This window comes from Companilactobacillus bobalius, from assembly GCF_002179915.1.
Lineage (GTDB): Bacteria > Bacillota > Bacilli > Lactobacillales > Lactobacillaceae > Companilactobacillus > Companilactobacillus bobalius.
In genome coordinates, this window is sequence record NZ_MYFM01000001.1 from 468288 (window position 1) to 491764 (window position 23477).

The following is a 23477-nucleotide window of genomic DNA, read 5'->3' on the forward strand; positions in this document are numbered from 1 at the left end:
CTTACCAATTTTAGAAATAGTCGATCAACTGAGGTCTTTCGGAAACAAAAACTTTTGATAGGCTATTTATCTTACTTAAATCCCCTTTAACTGTCCCATAATCAGCTAAAGAGTTTAAATTACGATAGCCAAACATTGCCTTAGTTAGCGTCTGGATTGTTAACTCAAGATCAGCTCCTTCACCGTCGGCATCACTTAATTTTACTTTGCCATCATTAATCTCTAAAGCCCAAGTATGATCATTCCATTCCAAAGTATCTTTAACCCTAAAGTAGATTTTTTCTAAAGAATTTACCTGAATTGGATAGCGTTGTAAAAAGTCCTCCAAATTAACAATTCTTGCCATCATATAAGGAGTAACTGTTAAATTTGTTGTATAAGGATCATCTAAAATATCTGATTTAAAATCTGGATTTGGTGATTCATAAACAAACTTCGAAAAAATTGATTGATGCTTAATAACAAATTTGGCTAATAACTGACGACTTAACGGATTGAGGTTGATCCATTCGTGTATATAAAAGGTTTGATCTTGGTTGTAGTAAATTAAATAACCAATCAAAACATCATCGTCATCGTAGGCTAGAGCGGCCTGGTAATCGGAATGCTTATCAAGCATATGATCCCACCACCATTTTGAACGATTAACTCCACCCAAATCATTGTGATCTAAATACATTTTCTTTAGTTCATCAGGAATATCCTTGATGGAGATTCTTTCAACATAGCCGTGCTCAGCATTTTTGATTCTAGGCAAACTTTCACTCTTGATCTCAACTTGTGTGTGATCAAAGACCTGTTCAAACCCAAAACGACGATAGTATCCAAAGGAAAATGGTGCTAAGTACGACAAAGTAACATGATTCTTATACATGTCAAACAGTGCTTCGTTCATTAATTTACCAGCACCACCTTGACCGCCAAATTCAGGCGCACTCATTACATCCCCAATACCATTCATCTTATAGTCAACACCATGAAAATTGACTTCAAAAGGAATACTAAACAGACCACTACCTAATTTTGAACCATTCATAATACCGTAAGATAACGAATGGTCATATCTTTCTTTGAAGACACGTTTACGTTGTGATGAGTCTTGACGATTAAAGGAATACAAATATAAGTCATAAAACTTATCGAATTCATTTTCTCCAAGCAAATATTTATTCATAATTTTCTCCCTATAAAAAAATACTATTCATCCGAGAATAGTATTTCTTTGTCTTATTCAGTTAACTTAAAACTACTCCAAGGCTCTATGTATTTCAACAGAAAAGCCTCATCAGAATTCAAATGACCAATAACATTACGTCGTCCATCATTCTTAATATCACGTAGTGCTATTTGAGTTTCACCTTTATATTGTCCATATTTTTCATTAACAATAATGATGTCACCCCGTTTAATATCATCGGTATCATGAGCAGGAAAGTCACGATCACGATAATGCACTCTAGTCATAGTACTACGTAACAAGTAATCTGATGCATCGCCACGATAGACGTGAGTAGACTTCAAGATAACCTCTTTTTCTAATTCAGTAGCATTTTGAGAAAAATCCACTTTCAAAACTGGATATGGTGCATAGAAAGCTTTTGAAGCTTCCTCTAATTCTTCATCAGATGCATAAGTGTTACCGATAATCACATCATCAACTACACCACTTAGCAATAAATGTTTAACTTGAGTAGCGATTGGTAAATCACGATCATCTTCCAAAGTTGGTAAACCATCTTGTACTGGCCATGGTCCAAAGGTTGCTTGATGTGAACTTACAAAGGCAGCAGAATGGATGTTACGTTCCTTAAAGAAGTTTGACCATTTAATGAAGAAGTCTTCCCCCAAACCAGTATATCTTTGAGGATAGAAATTATGACAACCTAGTAAGTTGTTTTTATCTGGATGATATGAAATGATATTGTCCAAGTAATGAGTACCAGAACTCATATTTATTTCAATTTTCAGCCCATAAGGATTACGAGTCATTTTAGCCTCTTCCATACCGGAAAAGCCCTCGTCTAATCTGATTCCATAAGCCCCAAGATCGTGGAAAAATGATAAGTCATCGTAACTGATGTTCAATTCCTTAAACAATCTAGGATTCATATCTACAATCGTAACGAAACCAAGCTCATTTCCATAAGCAATCGTTTCTTTGAAACGATTGATAGTCTTATCCTTGTCATCACCCAACTCTAATAATGAAGCAAATATTCTTGAATAACCTAGTTTACTAGCTGTATCGAGATATTTTTTATCTTCCTCTAGGGTTGAATGTTCAGGATATAGTGACAATCCAAGTATTCTCAAAACGAAACCTCCAAAAAATTAATATTAAGCTTCAGCGTTCTTTGGATCTAATTCTTCAGCCAACTTTTCTTTATCCATTGACTTGAAGAAGTAGAAGTACATCAAAGTATCAAGAACGATATTGATAATTTGCATTACAGAACCAGAAATATGTCCAGTTGCAATGAATCCTGATAGGATTGGTGGAGTTGTCCAAGGAATGTAAACACCCATTGGTCTTGCAACCAAGTTAGTAGCCATACCAATATATGTTGTTGTTACGTTAATCAAAGGTGTAACAATAAATGGAACTAACATCTTGTAGTTCATAACAATTGGTAGACCGAAGAGAATAGGTTCGTTAATATTGAACAAAGCAGGTCCAGCAACCAACTTACCTAAAGTCTTAAGTTCCTTACTCTTTGCGGCGAAGGCTAACAACATAGCCAAACCAATTGTGGCACCAGAACCACCCATGTGAACGAAGTTATCGAAGAATGATGTTGTAACAATATTTGGTAGAGCTTTACCAGCAGTGAAAGCTGCGTGGTTTTGGTTCAAAGCTGTTAACCAGATAGGCATCATAACACCAGAAACAACGTTAGCACCGTGAATACCGAAGATCCATAGGAAGGAAATTAGGAATTCAGCTACTAGAGCACCAGGTAATGTGTTACTCAAGTGACTTAGTGGTGTTGCCAAGAAGAATGAGATGATATTTGGAATACTTTGCATTGGTGTTGCTTCAACACCTAAACGAATTACCCAAACAAGAGCCAAAACAATGAAACCTGGGAACAAAGCAGCAAATGAGTTACTTACTGCAGGTGGAACTGTATCAGGCATCTTAATTGTCCAGTTCTTGTGAACCATCCATACATAAAAGTCGGTAATGAATAAACCAACAATAATAGCTGTAAATAAACCAGCTGAATCAAATTGTGTCAATGGAATCCACAATGCGCCAGCTTTATCTGTCTTCAAAGGAATAGTAAGTACGAAAGCACCCATTGAAACGATTGAAGCAGAGATTGGATCAACCTTATAACTCTTTGCCAAATTATAAGAAATGCCAATAACAGCAATCAGACCCATAATATGGAACGATGCGTTAGTTGGATATTGTAAAACGGTTGCCCAATTCTTACCAAAGACACTAGCCATAAAGTCCAAATAGGCTTGAATTGGAAATTGTGCGATAATCATGAAGACTGATCCAATGATGATCATAGGAACAGCTAATGTCATACCATCACGCAATGCAATCAAATGACGAGAAGAAGCAAGTTTACCAGCGAGTGGAATAACCTTGTCGGTGATAAAACTGTTTGGTTTCTTTTCAGCCATGAGCAAAACCCCCTCAAAAATAAAATTTGTTACTAAGCAGAAACACTGTTATCCGCTTACAAATACTATTGTAAACCTTTTCATCAAAATGTATATGTTTTTATAAGTAAAATAATATGTTTTAATCTAAAAAACATGTCACTAATCTATGACATGTTCCGAAAATCTATTATCTACTTGGTCTACCATCTTATGGTAAGCACAATTAGAAATTTGTTCTAAGGTATAAACAATAGGCACTTGTGTCGTAACATTGATGTGTCCCTTACGATTCTGGGGCGTATCATACGAAATTGCAAAGTCTGTTACCTGATTTAAAACAGAATACGAATTAGCCGTCAAAGCAATTGTTTCTGCCCCATTTTTCTTATAATAACGAGCTTGTTCCAATACTTCATCAGTCTCACCAGAAATAGATACTAAAACTAATAAAGTCTTGCTGAAATCACGATTGGAGAACGGTTCCGGTTGGAACGGATCAATGATCGGTAATGAATAAATACCATAACTAGATAAAATACTAGCTCCATATTGAGCAATGCGCCCACTGTTGCCTACTCCAAAGAACAGAACCAGGTCAGCAGCGTTAATCATATCGGCAGCTTGTTCAATTTTGTTATCAAATGGTTCTTCATCGGCAACTAATTGGAAAAAGTTCTTGATTGGTTCCATGCTGGGATCCTGCTGTGCTTTAGAGGGCTGTTTCAAGCTTTGCTTTAAGGCAAATTTGAACTCTGAAAAGCCACTGTAATCCATTTTCTTGAGAAATCTCAAAATGGTTGTCGTTGAAACATGTGCGGCATTAGCCATCTCACGAATAGTCATATCTTGTACTTCTCTGGTATGCCCGATGATGTACTTATAAACGATTAATTCTAATCGATTCAACTCATGAACTTTCTGATAAGGAAACATGTTTTTTTCACCCTCCTTTTTATTGGTATATATCATTTTTACTAAACTAGTTTCAGTATACATGTAACAAGTTACATTTTCTAGCGATAAAAAAAGCCGAGACAAGTGATTTAGTCGTTGTCTCAGCTTTTTTGTTAGATTCAGTCTAAGTCTGATCCGTTCGAACGGATTACTTTTTGATACCAATAGAATGAATCTTTCTTTGAACGTTCAAGTGTTCCGTTACCTTCATCATCTTTATCGACATAAATGAATCCGTAACGTTTGGACATTTGACCTGTTCCAGCAGAAACTAAATCAATGCAGCCCCATGGAGTGTAACCCATAAGATCTACGCCATCTTCATTAACTGCTGTAATCATTTGTTTGACGTGGGCACGCAAGTAATCAACACGATAATCATCATGGATACTGCCATCTGATTCAACTTTATCATATGCACCAAAACCATTTTCAACGATCATCACTGGCTTGTGATAGTGTTCAGTCAACCAGTTCATTGAATATCTCAAACCAACTGGATCAACAGGCCAACCCCAATCATTGTACTTAAGGTTAGGATTCTTAACTGCTTCACGATCACCAACAAACTTAAATTCAGGATTGTCATCACTATACTTAACAGTCATAGAATTATAATAACTAAAGCCAACATAATCAACTGTTCCTTCACGTAAAACAACGCGATCTTCAGCTGTAATATCTGGTCTTAGGTCATGATTCTTGAAGTATGCTTCCATACCAACTGGATATTCACCCAAAGCTTGAACATCAGCCCACCAGTAACGTCTTTGCATAGCTTTTTCAGCCAATAAGATGTCCTTAGGATCTGATGATGCTGGATAAACTGGAGTAAAGTTGACCATATTACCAATTTCAAAATCAGGATTGATCTTGTGACCAATTTTCACTGCCAAAGCACTAGCAACGACTTCATAATGTGATGCTTGATACATCAAGGCTTCACGTTCTGCTTCAGATTCGTTATTTCTAAAAATCAAACCAGAATCAGTTGCAATAGAGAAATCATTTGTAAAGGTTGTTTGATTGTTAATTTCATTGAAAGTCATCCAATACTTAACCTTATCCTTGTAACGTTTGAAACAAACTGTCGCAAACTTAACAAAGAAATCAATTACCTTACGATTTCTCCAACCACCATATTCTGTAACTAAATGATATGGCATTTCAAAATGTGACAAAGTAATAACTGGTTCAATACCATACTTTAAGCATTCATCAAACATATCATCATAAAATTTCAATCCTGCTTCGTTAGGCTCATCTTCATCACCATTGGGAAAAATTCTTGTCCAAGCAATAGATGTTCTAAAACACTTAAAGCCCATTTCGGCAAACATTTTAATATCATCTTTGTAATGATGATAAAAATCAATAGCCTCATGATTAGGATAATTTTTGCCAGCAATTATGCCATCAGTAATCTCACGGGGTTTTTGATAAGCACCAGCTGTCATAATATCCGATACACTGACACCTTTGCCGTCAACATCCCAAGCTCCTTCGAGTTGGTTTGCAGCAACGGCTCCTCCCCAGAGAAAATCTTTTCTTAATCCACTTTTTGTTGTTTCAGTCATATAAAAGCCCCTCTCAACTATATGTCTAGATCTTTACCATTTGATTCAATTACTTTTTTATACCAGTAGAAGGAATCTTTTTTAGAACGTTTCAAGCTACCATGACCTTCGTCATCTTCGTCAACATAAATCATTCCGTAACGTTTCTTCATTTCACCAGTACTTGCTGACACAAGATCAATGTGACCCCATGGAGTGTAACCAAGTAATTGAACGCCATCTTCTTTAACAGCCTTTTCCATTTGTAAAATATGATCATGGAAGTATTGAATACGGTATGGATCATGAATACTACCATCATCCTCAACCTTATCGTAAGCTCCAAAACCATTTTCAACGATGAACAAAGGTTTATGCCAACGAGTTGTCATCCAATTCATAGCATATCTCAATCCAACTGGATCAATTTGCCAACCCCAATCTGATTTCTCAACGTATGGATTTGAAACCAAATCATCATGTTCGTCATAATCAAAGTGAGTTTCACCTTCATGTGCCTTCGTTGCAAAGGACATGTAGTAACTGAAGCCGACATAGTCTACTGTTCCAGCCTTAATTGTTGCTAAATCGCTAGCCGTGATATCTAAATTATAGCCTTTACGAGCCCAATACTTTTGAATCCATTCAGGATAGAATCCTAAAGATTGAACGTCACCAAAGTAATAACGATATTGCATAGCACGTTCAGCTTTCATAATATCAGCTGGTTTAGATGTCAATGGATAGATTGGACACATAGCAATCATGGAACCAACTCGTAGACTTGGATCAATTCTATGAGCAATTTGAACCGCATCAGCACTAGCAACAAATTCATAATGAGCAGCTTGGAACATCTCTTCTTCCCAGTTGTCATTCTTATCTAGTTGCAAGCCGGAGTTTTGAAGCAATGGATGTGGATCTCGCCAATCAGTTTGATTATTTATTTCATTGAATGTCATCCAATATTTAACTTTATCTTTGTAACGCTTGAAACAAACTTCAGCAAAGCGATCAAAGAATTCAATCATCTTACGATTGCTCCAACCGCCATATTCTTTAACAAGATGATATGGCATTTCAAAATGTGACAAAGTAATAACTGGTTGAATACCATATTTCAAGCATTCATCAAACATATCATCATAAAATTTCAAACCAGCTTCATTAGGTTCCGTTTCATCACCATTGGGAAAAATTCTTGTCCAAGCAATAGATGTTCTAAAACATTTCAAACCTAATTCAGCAAATAATTTAATATCTTCTGGATACTTGTGATAGAAATCATTACCCCAATGATTAGGATAAATTTCTCCATCCTCGACACCATCTGTGACTCTTCTTGCAACACCTTTAGCACCAGCTGTCATAACATCGGCAATACTTACACCTTTGCCACCCTCATTCCAGCCACCTTCTAATTGGTGTGCTGCAACAGCGCCTCCCCAAAGGAAACCTTTGGGCATTTGAATTCCCTCACTCATTTAAGATTATTCTCCTTCTTTAGCAAGTTTCTTATATAGATCAACAATTTCTCCGGCTAAGTCTCTAAATGTAATAGCATTCATAATATGATCTTGTGAATGTACCATTAGCAAAGTAACTTTAGCGTGATCACCATTAGCTTCTTTAGTTAGCATATCTGTTTGAGAATTGTGAGCGTCAACTAAGAACTTGTCAGCTTCCTTCAATTTTTGGTCAGCAACTGTAAAGTGACCTTTTTTAGCAGCATTGATAGCTTCAAAAGATGAACTCTTAGCATTTCCTCCATTAATAATTAGTCCCATAACTGTTTGTAATTGTTCATCATGTTGTTCTTCTGCCATTATTCTGTTCTCCTCATTAATCTAATTTTATATTTTTATTAAGCGCTTACTTTATCTTTAAAAAACGAAAAGGGTGCTAACATGCGCCCTTTTTGTGTGTTTTATAAATGAATGATTATTTGATTAAGCTTAAAGCTTCTCTTAGAACCTTTTCACCGTTCATCATTCCGTAATCTTGCATGTTGATAACTTCAACAGGAATTGTCAACTTCTCTTTGAATTGACCTTCTAGATATCTAACTTGAGGTCCAAGCATTAAAACATCAGGATGTTTTTCTTCTAGTTTTGCATCAGCATCAGCAGCGGCAGTAGCGAAGATTTCAGCATCAACGCCGTCACTTTCAGCAGCTTTTTGCATCTTTGATACTAGTAAACTTGTTGACATACCTGCAGCACAGCAAAGCATAATTGTTTTTTCAGCCATAATAAAATACCCCTTTGAATATAATATTTATTTGTTTTTTATTTAAAACGTTTACTTAAAACGCTTTCATAGAACAATTAGATTGTATAACTAGTTTCAACATTTATCAAGATGTTTTTATCAAAAAACATCTTGAATTTATAAAAATACTCTCAAATCATTTATAGAACGCCAAATAATCAATCTTTTAAAAAATAAAACAGTGACTACTTGAGAAATATTTTTCTCGAATAACCACTGCTATTAATTAAATTCTTTATTTAAAACTCGCCTAATCATGGTTGCTACACCGTCTTGATTATTAGTATCAGTAACATTCCATGCTACATCCTTCACTTTATCAATTGCATTAGCCATAGCTACACCATAACCTGCTTCTTTAATCATATCCAGATCATTCCCATAATCACCAAAACACATAAAACTAGTCATGGGAATTGTTTCATACTCTGAAATATGTTGCAAAGCCGACAATTTTGTTACATCTTGCCCATTAATTTCAAAATAATCACTACCCGATCGACTAATAGTTATTGGTAGAGCTGTAAATGATTCTAGTTTTTTTTGTAATTCATGCAGCCTTTTAGGTGGGCAGCTGAAACAGACCTTATAAATGTTTAAATCTTTCTGGTCATTCAACTTCATCAACTCATTTACAGAATGAGCCTTGAAATGATGCCGCCCCATCCCCTCAAAGTATGTATTCCAATGACGATTGGGATCATAGATATAAGTATCATTGAGCCCATCCAAAACAATCTTAAACTTACTAAATTCTGCACGTTTCAAAATTTCCGCAATCACGTCATGATCTAATGGTTGATCAACAATCCTTTTACCCTTGGCGTCAACTACGACTGCCCCGTTTAAAACTACACGATAACCTGGTATTTTTAAATCTTTTTCAAAAAATTTATTAACGGAATGTAAAGTTCTCCCCGAACAAATTGCAAACACAATTCCGGAATTGACCGCATCGCGAATAGCTTGCACGTTTTGGGCAGAAATTTTACTGTAACTATTCAACAGTGTTCCATCTAGGTCAGTTCCAATAAATTTAATCATTAATTAAGTAACCCCTTACATAAATCTCAATTACACTAATCATACGACACTAGTTACTAAAAAAGAAGTCTCTTTCTAACTAAACTAATCACACGCAACTAATACTTTCTTAAAATCAGCTAAGAAATTAGGATACGAAATATCGATTGATTCGATGTTTTTTATTTTAAAAGATGTTTCCGTAAGAATTGATGCCACACAAAGCATCATGGCTATCCGATGATCATTATGACTATCTACATCGTCCTTAACTTTAATTGATTGTTCACCGTTTATCACAATTGAATCATCGTTTACTTGCATAATTATTCCTAATTTAGCCAATTCAACACGCATATTTCTGATACGATCACTCAATTGTAAGTGGACATCGTGAACACCTTCTATTACTGTCTGACCTTCTGCCTGAGAAGCTAACAAAGCAATCAAAGGTATTTCATCAACAATAAATGGAACCTGTTTAGCGGTAACTGTCGTCCCATGTAATTTTTTAGACTTAATCACTAGATCACCATAAGGTTCAACACTATTAATCGAGTGGCTTTCCAATATAATGTTAGCACCCATTTGTTGAGCAACATTCAATAAACCAATCCTTGTAGAATTTAATCCCACTTTAGGCAGTCTGATTTCACTACCCTTTGACAACAAGGCTCCTGCAATATATGGTGCTGCTGAAGAAAAGTCCCCCGGTATCATTAAACTTTGACCAGTCAAATGAGTATGCTTAGGATTGATCGTAATAATATCTGGTTTAGCATCAACATCCGCACCGAAATAATTAGCCAAAACTTCTGTATGGTCCCTTGTAGGTAATTTTCGAATAATCGTAGTAGGTGTTTTAGCATAAATACCTGCCATTACCAATCCACTTTTTATTTGAGCACTGGAAATATCTTGTTGATAAGTAATTCCCTCTAACTCTTCACTACCATGCATTTTTATTGGCAAATAATCAGCCGATAGCTTTTGAAAATTAGCACCCATTTGTTGTAATAGCACTACTAATCTGTCAATTGAACGCTTCTTTAAAAAATCACCGCCATTGATTGTATATTCATTATTACTTGTTGTTAAAACACCTAGCAAAAGACTTTCCAAGGTTCCAACATTATCAATATCCAATGGATGATCTAACGGCTTGAACTGATGGCTGACACCTTTAATAATCATGTCATTATTACTCATCTCAGTATGAATCTTAGCTCCAAGCTCCTTGAAAATCTTTGTCGTCACGGCTAAATCATCTGAATAGGAAAAATTACTAATCTGTGTAACACCGTCTGCTAATGCACCAAAAGTAATCGCCCGATGCGCAATACTCTTATCACCCGGTACGATAACTTCGCCTTGAAATTTAAATTTTGCTGCTCGTGTATTATAATCAAACATTTTTATTACACCTCAATATGTCTAAAGGATCATTCTCATAATCCGTGCCTTCTTATGTTACGCTACCTAATTTCTTCATATAAAACAAATTTTTTGTCCTGAAAACAAAAAAAGACATTTATTAGAATCCACGGTATACACGCTTATCCAGTAAATGTCTATTTTATTAACAACGAGTTAAAGCAAAATCTTATTTAACACACAAACGATAAATTGCTTCTGCAAAAATTTCCATAGCTTTCTTCATGTCAGCCTTACTCCAATTTTCATTAGCCTGATGCATGAAATCCGGAGTTGTTGGTAACATTCCACCAAAGGCTACACAATTGTGCATTGTTCTGGCAAATGTAGCACCACCGGAAATAGCTGGTTGTGATTTAGTATCGCCAGTTAAATCTTGATAAGTTGACATCAAGGTCTTAACTAGTTCACTGTCAGTTGGAACATACAATGGTGCAACATAATCAAAGTTTTCATACTTCATATCAAATTTAGCAACTGCATCAGAAATCTTTTGAATTAATTCATCATGTTCAATTTTTACAGGAATTCTCAAATCAATTTGCATTCTTGATTCTTCAGGTGTGATCTTCAAACTAGAGATATTGAAAGTCAGCTTACCAGAAACATCATCAGAAATATCTCCTAAAAGATTGGTTCCATTTGCAGCTTCACCAAAGGCTTTTAAGAACTTCAATACGGCGATATCTGGGAAAACATCGGCCAAAGCAATTCCTAATCTAACTACAGCATTAGTTCCTTCGGGAGCATTCATGGCATGAACTGACTTACCGTGAACCTCAATTGAACCATCATGCTCTTCAGCTTCAAAGTTATGTTCTTGCAAGGCTTTTAAAACTTCAGCTTGTTTAGGACCACTATAAACAGCCTTTCCGGGAACAGCGTTAAAAGCATTTTCTAAGTCCAAGTTCAATTCATCTGATCCTGGTCCAACTAAATAAGATTGTTGTAAACCTTTTTCAGCATAAATTAATGGGAATTCAGCATCGGGAGCGATTCCTAAGTCAATAGGATCTTCTTTTTTATTATATTCAGCCAAACATCTCCAAAGAATCTCTTCATCGGTTCCAAAAATTACTCGGATTTTCTTATTAAATTTGTATCCCTTATCAAGGATTGCCTTGATAGCATAAATTGCAGCCATTGTAGGTCCCTTATCATCCTGAGTACCACGACCATACAATTTATCATCTTTTTGAGTTAATTTATAAGGTTCAACATCCCAAGCCTCTAAGTTTCCAGCTGGAACTTCATCCATATGACCAACAATACCAAAGGTCTCATCGCCCTCACCGATATCAGCATATCCATAATATCCTTCATGATCTTCGTAAGTCTTAAAGCCTAATTTTTCAACGATAGCCAACACTTCATCCAAAGCCTTTTTAGGACCTTTTCCAAATGGTGCCTTTGGTTGTGCTGGTTCATTATATGAAGGTACACTGACAATTTTAGCCAAGTCAGCAATTGCCTCTGATTGAATTTCGTCTGTAATAAATTTTTCCATTACTAATTTCCCCCTCAATTACTAAATTATTGCGCAAATAACTAGGAATACTGCTACGACAACAAATAGAATTGCCATCAGTTTCCACATGTACTTAAACCATTTAATAATATCAACGTGTCCAATGGCTAAGGCTCCCATAACTACTCCAGAAGTTGGTGTAATCAAATTGACCCATCCAGAAGCAGCTTGATAAGCAGTAATGACTAATGAGCCGTCAACACCAGAGAACTTACCTAATGGACCCATAATTCCCATTGTAGCAGCAGCTAAACCTGACGTTGAAGGAATCAAGAATGACATTGGTATGTAGAATATATAAGTTAAAACAATAAAGACACCAGCTGACAAACTTTGTAATCCAGTCTCACCAGCATGTAACACTGTAGCTGTGATATAACCATTGTTCATAACAACTTGAATACCACGGGCCACTGCTACGATAATGGCAACACTTAGAAAATCGTTCATTCCACCTAAAAAGGCATCGATGAATTCTGATTCTTTCATACGGAAAACAAACATTACTACAACTGACATCATAAAGAACAATGTCGTAATTTCTGTGAAGTACCAAGTTCCTAATGGAGCTAGATCTTTACCAATCAAAGCACCCAAGAAAGGAATATTAGTTAGCCACTTAGTAAAACTATCAAAGAAAGTCCAATGTTCATTCAAACTTGACCATGGAATCAAACTGACAATCATGATCAAGAATGTTAAACCAAATAACCAAAGAACTGCCTTTTGACGTGATGACAATTTATCATCAATACTACGTTCAGGCATTGAAAATTCCTCTAGATCTTTTTGACGACGATCAAAAACATATGACTGTGATGGATCTTTTTTAATCTTATCGGCATAACGCATTACATAAACAATACTAATAACCGTCACAATAACTAATAAAATCAGTCGTTGGATTAATCCATCACCTGGTGAAATACCTAAAGTCTGTGATGCAACTCCTGTGGCAAAAGGATTAACAGTTGAAGCTAAGCATCCAACCTGAGTTCCAATTAAAGCAATCGAAATAGCTGTGATCGAATCATAGCCAACCCCAATCATGACTGGAATTAAAATCGGATAAAAAGCAATTGTCTCTTCACCCATTCCATAAGCTGATCCACCAATAGCAAATAATACCATCAAAATTGGAATCAAGGCTTTTTCTTTACCACTGTATTTTTTTACGGTGGCGCTAATTCCATCATCTAGTGCTCTTGTCTTATTTACTACTCCTAAAAAGCCACCAATAACTAGGATGAACAACGATACTGAAATGGAACCCTCAGTTTCCGAAGTTCCGACCATACCATTAATTGGTGCTAAGAAAACATCCCAAATACCTTGCGGACTACTTGCACGAGCCTTATAAGTTCCTGCAACAATATTGCCAGCCTTAGTGGTAGCGTATTCTCCAGCAGGAATAATCCAAGTCAAAATTGCCACTAGAATTATTAGGAAAAACAATATTGTATACGCGGAAGGCATTTGCCATTTTTTGGCTTTTTTCCCCATAAACATTATCCTCCTCTATCTATGTGATATATATGTAGAATATACGATAAATTTATCTATTACAATGCTTTCTCAAAAAATAGTTTTAAATAAAATTCCTATCACTCCGCTTGTGATAGCGCTTGCAAACCGTTACAATATTCTTAGCTTCTAAGAAAGGATAACGCCAATGATTGAAAAAACTGAATTTGGAAAAAAAATTAATCGTCGTCCTTTAATAGTCAGTATATTACTTAGTCTGATTATCGGAGGATTGGGATTTTTTATTAGCTTCTCGGTTGCTCTTGGTTTATTTCTAGTTGTCCTTTTTTTATTAATCTTTATTTATTATCCTAATAATCTACCCAAAATGTTTGGGCATTGGCAGTTAGAAAAACACGGAGTATCCTACTACAAACTAATTTCTTATCATGATCGTTTAAAGATGATTTTTTTACCTGATCGTATTGATTACCAATTTATCAGTTTTTCCCAAGTTAAAAAATGTTACATCGTTGAAAGTGATAAAAAATATGATTTACAAAACATTCTCACTATTAATCCAGCTAAACAGTCTTTTTTCCCGTGGCTGAGAAGGCCATTTTATCTTGTTTTAGATCTCAACAAGGGGAAAATCCTGCTAGATTTATCCTGGAATCAACGACATGATCCAAAAAACACTCTTTACCGAGTTAGCAATGTTTTAGAAATCATCACTAAAAAAATCAATTAAAAAAGTCCAGTGTAGCAACCGTTTTTGGTTACCACACTGGACTTTTGTTATATAAAGACAAACCTATTTAACTTTAATTCGTCCAGACTTAGTTTGAACATTCAATTGATACTGTGGATTATCCCCCACGGTACCCTCCTTATATTCCAAACGATCATGATGCAAACTAGTCCTTGGTGCCCTGACTTCAGCTACCTTAGACTGCAATTTAAAGTTATAAGAATCTCTTTCAGGCATCGAAACCTTAACCGTTCCTTTAGTATCATTAACGACAATATTTCCAGAAACCATTTCAAAATCCAATTGAACATAACCCGTTGAACTTGATACACTGCCAGCTCCGCTTAGAGAAACAGCTTTGATCATGCCACTATAAGAGTTCAAATAGAATCGACGACTTCTGATATTGTCCATTTTTATATCGCCATTACGTGATTGAATAAAGAATCCCTTTTCAATTTTCAAATCATCCAATACTATTTTGCCTGAATTATCAGTAATAAATAACTGTTGACAAGTCATATCGTGCAACAAAATTGAACCATTGTGATTCGATATGATCACATCACCAATAAAGGTTTTAGGAATAAAGATTTGCAGCTCAAATTTTAATGTTGGAATTCGAGGATATTTTTCCTGATTGATGGACAAACTGTTACCAGTAACATCCACTTTAAACATATATTTTAAATTGCGACGTGACATTAATTCACGTACAACAAATTTTTCTCCATCAGTCGACATTACTTTCACATTAGCGTTGTTACAACCAATATTCAACTTATCAACGTCAAACGTCGGAATAAAGTGTTGATTTACTATCTTTTCAATCATAATCAATACTTCCTAATCTAAGTATTATCCTCAAAAATTCTCTATGAGTATAAATTAATATTGATTAAATTGTAAGAAAGATGTCCCCAACTATCCAAAACGTCAAATTCATTATGAAACTTTGATAATACCCGATTTTGCATGAACCGTTAGCTGATACTGTGGATTATCACCAACTGTTCCTTCCTTCAAATTCATAATATCGTGTACCCAATTGGCAGCTTGTTTCATATGAACAATTCCGCTTTGAGCTTCTAGATCAAACTTGTAAGAGTCATCCTCAGGCATCTTCAACTTGACCGTACCACTATTGTTCTCGACATTTACATCACCAGTAACCTTATCGAAATTCATATGAACAGTACCCGACTTTACCATGATATTACCGGCACCGCTGAAATCAGTTCCTTTGATCGAACCGCTTCTGGAGGAAATATCAAATTTAGGTGTTGCCACGGTATCCATATTAACTAAACCACTACGATCATTGATAGCCAATTGTTCTTTAGTCAAAACATGATCCAATGTTAATTTACCTGAATTTACATCAAGTAATAAAGTTTGGCTTTCAAAATTATTCAAGTAAACTGCCCCACTGTGACATTCAACAACTGCCCTTTCCAAAGCCTTCATACCCTGAACTTGTAAATTACCACTATCATTAATCACTTGAAGTGTTTTGACATAGGTTTTAGGAATCAAAATTTTCACTCTAATCTTTAATGACAAAAAATGTGGAATTTCACCTTGCTTAATACTCAATACGTTATCAACCAAATCTGTCTTTACTTGGTAATTAGGATTTGTACGTGACATGTATTCACTAATTTTAATTTTGTCACCATCGGTAGGCAAAATCTTTAAATCGGCACTCTTATAGTTAATTCTGATTTTGTCCAGATCCGTATAGTCAAATTCATACTCATCAGTTAAAGGCAAAGTTTCAACATGGACTTCGGTATTAAAATTATCATCATTGAAGTCGTCATCAACGTCAAAGTCCGCAAATTCTTTATCAAAATAACTATCGAATTTATCTTTACTTTTTTTAAAAGGTTTCGTATTACCTTTAAAATTAATGCCATTATCATTGATTACTAAATTACCAAACTTGATTCCATCATCGTTGATTTTAATAGTTTTACCATTATTGACTGTAATACCATCGTCATTGATGTTGAATAACTTACCATTATCAATGCTAATACCCGAATTATCAATATTAAAGGTATGTCCTGCAGCATGTTTATGATGTTCATTTTGATGATTATCATTCAACACTTGGTTAATCACTTCATCAATATCACCGAATTCTTTAAAAGCTTTTTCAACAGCGGTTGCTGGAGTCACATCAGCACTTAATTTATCTTCTGCAGACGACATCAAATCAGATGACAATTCCTCTTTCAAATCACTTAATTCAACAGTTTCAGGATAATCATTAAAAATCTTATTTAGTCTTTGGTTAACTAATGTCTTTATTTCTTCATTCATGATCATTTATCCTTCCTAAAATCAATTCATCGATTACTTTCTTAGCAAAATTCCAAGCTTCAATATTATCCGTTAGGGTTTGTTTCCCTTGAGTAGTTATCTGGTAATACTTACGACGTCCACCTTGAGTTTCATCACCCCAATAGCCAACAATGTCACCATTTTTTTCTAACCTTCTAAAAACAGTATAAAGAGTAGCTTCATTCAATTCATAATCATCGTGGCTCAATTCTTTAACTCGTTTGGCTATTTCGTAACCATAACTGTCGCCTTGATTAAGAATGTTTAAAACAATCGTAGCAGTGTGTCCACGAATAATATCTTTGGAAATTAGTGGTTTCATTATTTCGTCTCACCTTTTTTCTATGCCAATAATGTATCACCAATTACTATGTGTGTCAAAGTAATTTATTCAAAACAGTATTTTATTTACAAAAGGTCTAACTAAAATTACCCTTTTACCCTAATCTGCCTTACTATTAGGGTAGTAAGATTTATTGAAAGTTCATTTATGGAAAAATATTTTTTACTTTTCTACTGCATTGAATAAGTAAAAAATTATATAATGATTAAAATACATTTATAAGGGGAAATTTCATGATTATCGTTGCTTTATCAGCTGTTATTCTGCCATTAATCCTTTTAGGAATTATCAATATGCCCGCAACTAAGGGAATGTCGATCAGTGCTTTCATCGTTTTGTTGGAAGGTTACTTTCTTTGGAAAATGCCGACCAAAGCACTATTAGCTTCTATTTTTCAATCAATTCACAAAGCTCTACCGATTCTTTGGATTCTTTTCGGTGCTTTGATGATGCTCAATATTTTGCAGCACACCGGAGCAATTGATCGAATTAATGCCGGATTTCACACCTTATCGGCTGACATGAGAATTCAATTAATCTTAGTTGCTTTCTTATTTGGAGGACTGATTGAGGGTGTCTCTGGTTTTGGAACTCCAGCTATGGTTACTGCTCCATTGATGATTGCTTTGGGTTTTTCACCTATGGCAGCTGTCACATTAGCCTTGATTGCCGACTCCACACCGGCTTCTTTTGGTGCTGTCGGAACACCTTTAACAGTCGGTTTAAGTAACGTTAGTGAAAAAAGTACCTTCCTTAATTCCATTGGTCAACGAATCACACAATTAGATTTCTTTGCTGGTACTTTTATGCCTTTGATGTTGATCTTCATTCTTGTCTTTATCTTCGGCAAAAATGACGGACATCAAAGAAAAGATTTCTTAAAATTAGTTCCTTGGTCCTTATTTATCGGACTAGTCTACAGCACCTTTGCTCTTTTAGTTTCATTTGTACTCAGTTACGAATTTGTATCCATCTTAGCCCCATTCGCAACTATTATCATCACTATTTTGACTATCAGATTAAAATTCTTATTGCCTAAAGATAGCTTCACCAATCCGTGGACCACTTCAACTAAAACAATTGCTTCCGAAAAGAAGATGTCTTTGTTAACCGCTTGGTCACCATACATCATTGTTATCCTAATGCTCTTAGCTACTCGAACAATTGCTCCATTAAAAGAGTTTTTAGTAACTAACGTCAATCTATCGTGGAAAAATATTTTAGGATTCTCACAAGTCAATTCCGACTGGGAATTCCTATATTCTCCAGGAACACTTTTAACGATTGCTGTTATCTTTGGCTTGTTAATTCAAGTTAAATCTTTGAAGAATTTCTTCCCCATTGCTAAAAAAGTTGCTCTGTCAATGAAATCAACTGCCTTAGCTTTGGTTGTAACCTTGATCATGGTTCAAATCTTTACTAACTCTGAAATCAATTTAGCTAAACTGCCTAGCATGCCTATGTATATCGCCGAAGTTATTTCCAAATATCTTTCCGGTATCTGGATCATTATTGCTCCATTCCTCGGTCAACTAGGTTCATTTGTTACTGGTAGTACAACTGTTTCAACCTTGACCTTTGGACAAATTCAAGCTGATATTGCCTCCAATGCTAATGTCAGCAAAGAATTAGTTTTAGCAGCACAATTAATTGGTGCTGCAGCTGGAAATATGATCTGTGTTCACAATATTGTTTCTGTTAGTTCTGTCGTTGGACTCAGTGGTCAAGAAGGTAACATTTTACGTAAAACTGTTTTGCCAGCTTTGTTATATGGACTTCTAGTTGGTATCGTTGGTTTCGTCTTCACCTTATTTATGTAGACATCAAAAATTCCGAATTAAGAAAAATAATAGTTTTTCCTAAAGTCAGGTAAAATGCAGTTGTGCTTGAATTCCCGTCTTCCGTAAGAATTAAAAATGCATTGGAACGCTATGGGCGTGACTTGAAGCTAATAATTTTACCTTCGGCAAAATTATGGATCTCCAAGATCAGCCTTATTGTAGGCGGCAAAGCCGCCAACAATAATTTCATAGCTGAATGCATTTTTAATTCTTACTCCAGACTAGACAGTATTTCTTTCATTTTCCTGAGGTAAGTATATTTAATACGTAAACCTACAAATTAATTTAATCTAGTAGGACAAAAAAACAGCCTCTATTAAGGGATTCAAGTAAAGAATCTTGAATACTTAATGGAGACTGTTCTTTTTGATTTAAAATTTCTTTTGGGTTAAAAATCTTAAAACACTGATAATACTAAAACCAAGAAACTAGTCGATAGTAAAAACTGGAATAATCCTTTTACTTTTTCAGTGCTTTCTTATACCTTGATTAACCCATTCAATGCTATTCTTATCACAAATGATTTTACGGAAGTGATCTTATGGAAATAGGTTCTCTAGCTGAATGGGTTGAAAGTTTTGCCGAAATCTTGGCCGTCTCAATTGCACTCTTTTTGCCCTATTACCAAAAACGTAGGGCTAATAAGGAAAAAAATCAGCAGGCAAAACAGATTATCATCAAAACTTCGAATAAGCTTCTACATCAAACAAAAATTCAAGAATCGCTTCAATTTGAAGAACTGACAAAATTTGTTTCAATCTACTTAGTATTGGCTACAAACGACACCACTGTCACAATCATTCAATTAGGAGACGCTATTCTCAATGTTATTGGTACTTCTGATCAACTATCGGCTGAGCAGCAATCTCAAGTTACTAAATTAATTGACGATTTGAATAAAATTAAGATCTAAAATTTATTCAGTAACAAATTTTTCAATCGTATTCCCTACACCATCATGGTTATTATCAGTTGTTACATAGTCGCTAACAGCTTTTACTCCTACCTGAGCATTACCCATAGCTACTCCTTTCCCGGCTATCTCAAGCATCGAGATATCATTATCACGATCCCCAATTGCTAAAACATCTTCCAAATCAATCTCTAATTGTTGAGCTAAATGTTTCACCGCTTCGCCTTTATTGACATTATTAGGAAAAATTTCCAGATAACCAACTCCTGTTCTTACGACAAAGTAATCACTGAATCGTCGATTGATAAAGTCAGTGATCTCATCCAAACGTTGTTCGTTACCGTTGATGACTGCCTTGGTAATTTCAAAATCGGCTGGTAAATCCTCTGGTTCTTTGATATACAAACCACGACTATTCTCGTAGGCCATGGCAATCGTGTAATCATCGATAAATTCAAAACCACTTGTGTAAGTATTACCTTGAATATCCAAAACACAGTATGGTAAAACATGTTCCTTAACAAAACTGACAAATTCACGATAAAAATCATTACTAAGTGTTTTCTGATAAAAAATTTTACCACTCATATTTTCAATAATTGCCCCACCATTAGTGATCATATAATTATCATCACCATCAATCCCGAGACTGCGTGCATAATCATACATGGCCTTGTGCGGACGACCAGAACAGAGAACGACTTTAGTTCCTTTTTTCATGGCTCTTTGAATCATGATTTTATTTTTCTCTGAAATCTCTTTTGCTGTCGTCAAAAGTGTATCGTCCATATCAATGGTAATTAATTTGTATCCCATAAAATCTCCCTCATCACACAAATAAAAGTAATTTTAACTGTTAAATATATTTAGAGCTACAAACTTTGGACGATAAAATTTTTTCCATCAAAAAAAGACTGTTTAGATAAGAATCCCTATCTGACAGTCTTTTTGTTTACTCTTCATGAAAAGATGCGCCTGAATTGGCATCTAATTCAACTTTTTTATCTTCATTAATATCGGTAACTTCAACATCTTGTGAACTATGACTTGGTACTTTGGCAACGGGAGTGTAATCCAAATTACGTACCACATCATTGATAGATAGATGACGATTGATTTTTTCCAAAAGAGTTGGTCCGTTATAGATGAAACCTGTGTAAACTTGTACTAAACTGGCACCTGCTTCTAGAGCTGTCTGCGCATCCTCAGGTGTAAATACACCGCCAGAAAACATAATTGGTAGCTCTGGAAAGGCTTGATGAATTGCTTTAGTCAAACTCAATGATTTAAGGAAAATTGGCTTACCACTCAAGCCACCACCTTCATTACGATTAGTTGACTTTAAGTTGTTATAAACTTTGCTTGGATTGGAGGCTGTATTAGTTAAAATAATACCATCCATTAATCCTTTTGTTTCATTGATCAATTCAATTAATTGCTCAGCAGTGATATCATTTCCAAATTTACAAAAAACTGGTTCCTTAATATGCAGATTATGGATTTTTTGCAATAATCTCTTGGCAACTGGTATCTCTTGTAAAGTTGTTACACCTTTTTGATTAGGGCAACTCTGATTCAAAGCTATATAGTCGGCAAATGAATGAATCTCTTTGATATCGTCCACCATTTCATCAACCATTTCTTCACTACTTAAACCATGTCCAGGAGCCACACTGATACCAATCGTGACATGTTTAGGAGTATTGGCCAAATGTTTTCTGGTTTCTTCAATTCCCAAATTATTCAAACCCATACGATTGATGATAGCTTGATCCTCTGTTAAGCGAAAAATTCGTTTCTTAAGATTACCTGGTTGATTTTCTCTAGTTACACTACCAATTTCAACAAAACCAGCACCTAGAGCACCTAAGCTATTATAAAATTCAGCTTTCTTATCAAAGCCCGCACCTATTCCAATTGGTGAATCGAAATTTACACCTTTAACGGTAACTTTTAAATCAGCTCGTTTTTTGGCTTGAAACATTGTTTGTAAAGCTTTGGGATAGCGATTAAACATTTTTAATCCATTGGCTACTAAGTGATGATCAACTTCTGGATCTACTTTAAAAATTAATGGTCGAACTGTTTTATATAAATCCATTATTTACACCATCCTTCGGGATCTTTATACCATTGCTCTAAAAGTTCGGTATCACTTTCTTCAATATAATCCTGTTCCTTAGCCACTTGAATCAATGTAGGAAAATCAGTCAGAGTAAACAGCTTTGTTCTAGCTGCTACAAAATTAGTGGTACTTTCTGGTAAATCATAAGAGAAAATAGCAACTGTACCGATAACCTCGGCACCTGTTTCACGAACCGCATCGACTGCCTTTAAAATACTGCCACCGGTTGAAATCAAATCATCGATCAATACAACTTTGTCACCAGCTTGACAGCGACCTTCAATTTGGCCTTTTTTACCGTGATCCTTTTTCTTTGGACGAACATAGTTCAATGGTAAATCGAGAATATTGGAAACTCCCGTGGCGTGAGGAATTCCGGCTGTGGCAACTCCACCGATAACTTCTACCTCAGGATATTTTTCTTTAATTAGAAGAGCAAGATCTTCAGCAATGGTTTGACGAAATTTCGGATAAGCAATGGTCAAACGATTATCTGTATAGATTGGTGATTTAATCCCGCTGGCCCAAGTAAAAGGCTGCTTTGGACTTAATGTCACCGCCTTAATTCTTAATAATTGACTGGCAATATCGATTGCTATTTTTTTATCCATTACTTACTCCACTCCTTTTCAATATTCACATAAGCGTTGTACTCATCTTTAGCTTGAGTAATTGGTCGTCCTACTACAATAGCATCGCTGCCTAACTTCTTAGCTTGGCTAGGTGTCGCAACTCGTTTTTGATCACCTACCTGAGCTGATTTGGGACGAATTCCAGGTGTAACGCAGAGGAACCCTTCACTAGTAGCTTCTTTAATCATTGGTACTTCTAAAGCGGATGAAATAACACCATCGGCTCCATTGTTGAAAGCTAACTTAGCCAATCTTGTAACATAATCTTGGGATGGCAATGAAACTTGTAACTCGTTCGTCAATTCAACTTGCCCTAATGAAGTCAACTGCGTAACAGCCAACAGCTTAGTATTAGAACCTGATAAACCTTCTTTAGCGGCCGCAATCATCTCTGCTCCACCACTAGCATGAATCGTTAACATCTGAACATCCCACTTGGCAATCATCTGACAAGTTCTTCTAACGGTGTTAGGAATATCGTGCAACTTCAAATCGAGAAAGATATTGTAGCCTCGTTCTCGCAAACGCTTGACGAAAGGATGGCCATACTGGCAAAACATTTCTAAGCCGATTTTTAAAAATAACGATTGATTCTTAGGAAATTGATTCAAAAAATTAATACATTCAAAATCATCTGCAAAATCTAATGCTACTATAACTGGTTTATCCATT

The 23477-nt window shown here is 35.4% G+C and carries 22 protein-coding genes; 3 read left to right on the top strand and 19 right to left on the bottom strand.

Features of this window, described 5'->3' with window-relative positions; genetic code table 11:
• Positions 1-10 precede the first annotated feature (10 nt).
• From LKACC16343_RS02235 to LKACC16343_RS02290, 12 genes are all read right to left on the bottom strand, one after another.
• Entirely contained in the window at positions 11-1174 is a 1164-nt protein-coding gene (locus LKACC16343_RS02235) for a GNAT family N-acetyltransferase (protein ID WP_056952155.1), read from the bottom strand.
• A gap of 53 nt (positions 1175-1227) precedes the next feature.
• Complete coding sequence (locus tag LKACC16343_RS02240) at positions 1228-2313, bottom strand: DUF871 domain-containing protein (RefSeq protein WP_056952153.1); 1086 nt, start codon at positions 2311-2313, stop codon at positions 1228-1230.
• A gap of 24 nt (positions 2314-2337) precedes the next feature.
• Positions 2338-3639 (bottom strand): PTS cellobiose transporter subunit IIC, encoded by a 1302-nt coding sequence (gene celB / locus LKACC16343_RS02245; protein ID WP_056952151.1) that lies wholly within the window; start codon positions 3637-3639, stop codon positions 2338-2340.
• A 141-nt stretch (positions 3640-3780) separates the two neighbouring features.
• On the bottom strand, positions 3781-4554 hold the full coding sequence (locus LKACC16343_RS02250) for a MurR/RpiR family transcriptional regulator (RefSeq protein ID WP_056952149.1): 774 nt from the start codon (positions 4552-4554) through the stop codon (positions 3781-3783).
• Between the two features lie 140 nt (positions 4555-4694).
• A complete protein-coding gene (locus tag LKACC16343_RS02255) occupies positions 4695-6152 on the bottom strand; it encodes a 6-phospho-beta-glucosidase (protein ID WP_056952147.1) in 1458 nt (485 codons plus the stop codon).
• Positions 6153-6169: 17 nt separating this feature from the next.
• Positions 6170-7615 carry a 6-phospho-beta-glucosidase gene (locus LKACC16343_RS02260; RefSeq protein WP_056952145.1) on the bottom strand — a complete coding sequence of 482 codons (1446 nt, stop codon included), beginning with the start codon at positions 7613-7615 and terminating at the stop codon, positions 6170-6172.
• Positions 7616-7621: 6 nt separating this feature from the next.
• Positions 7622-7957: a PTS lactose/cellobiose transporter subunit IIA gene (locus tag LKACC16343_RS02265; protein WP_002819703.1), complete on the bottom strand. Its 336-nt coding sequence runs from the start codon at positions 7955-7957 to the stop codon at positions 7622-7624.
• A gap of 115 nt (positions 7958-8072) precedes the next feature.
• Positions 8073-8381 carry a PTS sugar transporter subunit IIB gene (locus LKACC16343_RS02270; RefSeq protein WP_025085508.1) on the bottom strand — a complete coding sequence of 103 codons (309 nt, stop codon included), beginning with the start codon at positions 8379-8381 and terminating at the stop codon, positions 8073-8075.
• 243 nt (positions 8382-8624) lie between these two features.
• A complete protein-coding gene (locus LKACC16343_RS02275; protein ID WP_082604519.1) occupies positions 8625-9446 on the bottom strand; it encodes a Cof-type HAD-IIB family hydrolase in 822 nt (273 codons plus the stop codon).
• 84 nt (positions 9447-9530) lie between these two features.
• On the bottom strand, positions 9531-10838 hold the full coding sequence (gene aroA / locus LKACC16343_RS02280; RefSeq protein ID WP_056952143.1) for a 3-phosphoshikimate 1-carboxyvinyltransferase: 1308 nt from the start codon (positions 10836-10838) through the stop codon (positions 9531-9533).
• A 190-nt stretch (positions 10839-11028) separates the two neighbouring features.
• A complete protein-coding gene (locus LKACC16343_RS02285; protein WP_056952141.1) occupies positions 11029-12366 on the bottom strand; it encodes a M20 family metallopeptidase in 1338 nt (445 codons plus the stop codon).
• Between the two features lie 21 nt (positions 12367-12387).
• A complete protein-coding gene (locus LKACC16343_RS02290; protein WP_056952139.1) occupies positions 12388-13890 on the bottom strand; it encodes a YfcC family protein in 1503 nt (500 codons plus the stop codon).
• A 169-nt stretch (positions 13891-14059) separates the two neighbouring features.
• Between LKACC16343_RS02290 and LKACC16343_RS02295 the strand changes: the two genes are divergently transcribed.
• Positions 14060-14602, top strand: coding sequence for a hypothetical protein (locus tag LKACC16343_RS02295; RefSeq protein WP_056952137.1), 543 nt, complete (start codon positions 14060-14062; stop codon positions 14600-14602).
• Positions 14603-14665: 63 nt separating this feature from the next.
• Here LKACC16343_RS02295 and LKACC16343_RS02300 read toward each other — a convergent pair whose 3' ends face one another.
• The 3 genes from LKACC16343_RS02300 to LKACC16343_RS02310 form a co-directional block, all read right to left on the bottom strand.
• A complete protein-coding gene (locus LKACC16343_RS02300; RefSeq protein WP_056952135.1) occupies positions 14666-15436 on the bottom strand; it encodes a DUF4097 family beta strand repeat-containing protein in 771 nt (256 codons plus the stop codon).
• Positions 15437-15547: 111 nt separating this feature from the next.
• On the bottom strand, positions 15548-16930 hold the full coding sequence (locus LKACC16343_RS02305) for a DUF4097 family beta strand repeat-containing protein (protein WP_162255718.1): 1383 nt from the start codon (positions 16928-16930) through the stop codon (positions 15548-15550).
• Positions 16923-17273: a PadR family transcriptional regulator gene (locus tag LKACC16343_RS02310; protein ID WP_056952131.1), complete on the bottom strand. Its 351-nt coding sequence runs from the start codon at positions 17271-17273 to the stop codon at positions 16923-16925. The genes LKACC16343_RS02305 and LKACC16343_RS02310 overlap by 8 nt, the downstream gene beginning before the upstream one ends.
• A gap of 254 nt (positions 17274-17527) precedes the next feature.
• Between LKACC16343_RS02310 and LKACC16343_RS02315 the strand changes: the two genes are divergently transcribed.
• Together LKACC16343_RS02315 and LKACC16343_RS02320 are read left to right on the top strand one after the other, a co-directional pair.
• On the top strand, positions 17528-19114 hold the full coding sequence (locus LKACC16343_RS02315; protein WP_056952129.1) for an L-lactate permease: 1587 nt from the start codon (positions 17528-17530) through the stop codon (positions 19112-19114).
• A gap of 562 nt (positions 19115-19676) precedes the next feature.
• Entirely contained in the window at positions 19677-20048 is a 372-nt protein-coding gene (locus tag LKACC16343_RS02320; RefSeq protein WP_056952127.1) for a hypothetical protein, read from the top strand.
• Between the two features lie 3 nt (positions 20049-20051).
• On the opposite strand, the gene LKACC16343_RS02325 is transcribed toward LKACC16343_RS02320, so the two are convergent.
• The 4 genes from LKACC16343_RS02325 to pyrF form a co-directional block, all read right to left on the bottom strand.
• Complete coding sequence (locus LKACC16343_RS02325; RefSeq protein WP_056952125.1) at positions 20052-20864, bottom strand: Cof-type HAD-IIB family hydrolase; 813 nt, start codon at positions 20862-20864, stop codon at positions 20052-20054.
• A 136-nt stretch (positions 20865-21000) separates the two neighbouring features.
• On the bottom strand, positions 21001-22149 hold the full coding sequence (locus LKACC16343_RS02330; RefSeq protein ID WP_056952123.1) for a quinone-dependent dihydroorotate dehydrogenase: 1149 nt from the start codon (positions 22147-22149) through the stop codon (positions 21001-21003).
• Positions 22149-22784: an orotate phosphoribosyltransferase gene (gene pyrE / locus LKACC16343_RS02335; protein ID WP_056952121.1), complete on the bottom strand. Its 636-nt coding sequence runs from the start codon at positions 22782-22784 to the stop codon at positions 22149-22151. Before pyrE ends, LKACC16343_RS02330 begins: the two co-directional genes overlap by 1 nt.
• Entirely contained in the window at positions 22784-23476 is a 693-nt protein-coding gene (gene pyrF / locus LKACC16343_RS02340) for an orotidine-5'-phosphate decarboxylase (protein ID WP_056952118.1), read from the bottom strand. Before pyrF ends, pyrE begins: the two co-directional genes overlap by 1 nt.
• Between the last annotated feature and the right edge of the window lies 1 nt (position 23477).